At 42.5% G+C, this 1,318-nt stretch carries 2 protein-coding genes; one reads left to right on the top strand and one right to left on the bottom strand.

Going from position 1 to position 1,318, the window contains the following annotated elements:
* Window positions 1–120 precede the first annotated feature (120 nt).
* Complete coding sequence (locus ACT3XD_RS19555; protein ID WP_192539949.1) at window positions 121–339, top strand: hypothetical protein; 219 nt, start codon at window positions 121–123, stop codon at window positions 337–339.
* Window positions 340–714: 375 nt separating this feature from the next.
* Here ACT3XD_RS19555 and ACT3XD_RS19550 read toward each other — a convergent pair.
* A partial coding sequence (locus tag ACT3XD_RS19550) for a Crp/Fnr family transcriptional regulator (protein ID WP_444280699.1) occupies window positions 715–1,318 on the bottom strand: 604 nt, incomplete at its 5' end.

The following is a 1,318-nucleotide window of genomic DNA, read 5'->3' as shown; positions in this document are numbered from 1 at the left end:
TTAGGAAGCTAGTCGCTAATAAAAAAAGTTAAAAATCGCGGCTTTTATTTGTTTAATATTATCTTTGAACTTATCTGTTTATACGATACCTAATAGACATGTTGAGTAAGGAGGACTGCTATGAAACATCCTGTAACATGCCAAAAATGCGGTCATGAGTATGTGCCTGAAGCTGAGGCCGAAGTTCCCCATGACCATCCGTGCAGCTCATGCGGTGCCGAACTTTATGGAGGGGAGCCTCGATCCGCTGAGGATGATTCCAGTGAAGATGAGCATCCCATTGAAAAGGGGCTTCGGAAATTTACTGATGGAATAACCGGTGATAAGCATGATGTGTGATTGATCCTCCTGTGAACCTACCTATTCTCGTTGCCAGCCCTTTAAGGCTGGCATTTTTTTATCTAAATGTCGGCTTAGTAGAGTAATTAGTGATATCGCTCTATCACTTATACTATGTTACTTACAAATCAACGGTAAGCTGGCAATCTTTACTCACTGGGCAAGGACGTTCAGCAAGGAATAGCGAGTTAGGATGACTCCCTAAGGATGGGCAGGCAGGAAGCCTGCGTAGTGTACAAGGATGCAACCTTAAAGCCCGGCCTCTGGTCGGGCTTCTTGCTATGAGTTAATAAAACATGTTTTATATAAGTTAAAATATGAATGGTGTTAAATGTAATGCTTATGTTTTTTATTATTTTAATGGTGTTGTAGTGCTTAAACCTCATTGGCCAAACTTGGATCTGCCTTGTCCAAGTGTAAATAATTGGCATCGAAATCACTAAACTTTTTCATCTTTTCCCAATCATTTATTTTTAGAAATTTATTTTCCCACGAAATCAATCCTTCTTGGCGTAGCTTGCTAATCACTCTGTTGGTATGAACGGGCGTAATACCCATAGCTTCGCCAACTTGTTGCTGGGTAAGGGGCATAACAAAGCCATGATCAGTGGTTAGACCTGCTGCACGAGAGCGAATAAGCAGCTCGCAAAATAAATGCCCCATACGTTGATCAGCTTGCCGGCTTGCGATATTGACTATCCATTCACGTAAGGTTGATTCATCTACCAGCATGGACCAGAAAAAGGCGCGTGCAAGCCTGGGCTGCAATGCATACATTTCTTCAATTTTATGCTGAGGAATCGAGGTGAATTTTGAGGGGATAACAGCACATATGGAATGATCCATGCGGTCTATGAGCGTAATATGCACATCACAGGCATCGCCGGGAATTAAAAAGCTTAGCGCCTGATACTTACCCGCATCGGTGATTTTATACCGGCTGGCCCAGCCCTCGAGCAAAATATTAACTTCATAAGGT

Source organism: Halomonas sp. AOP7-B1-5 (assembly GCF_052353045.1).
GTDB lineage: Bacteria > Pseudomonadota > Gammaproteobacteria > Pseudomonadales > Halomonadaceae > Vreelandella > Vreelandella colorata.
The sequence above is the reverse complement of the archived record's forward strand: the minus strand, read 5'-3'. Positions and strand labels throughout refer to the sequence as shown.

Bases quoted from the DNA above. Each gene is read 5' to 3' on its own strand.
- ACT3XD_RS19555 (WP_192539949.1), top strand. From the start codon at position 121: ATGAAACATCCTGTAACATGCCAAAAATGCGGTCATGAGTATGTGCCT.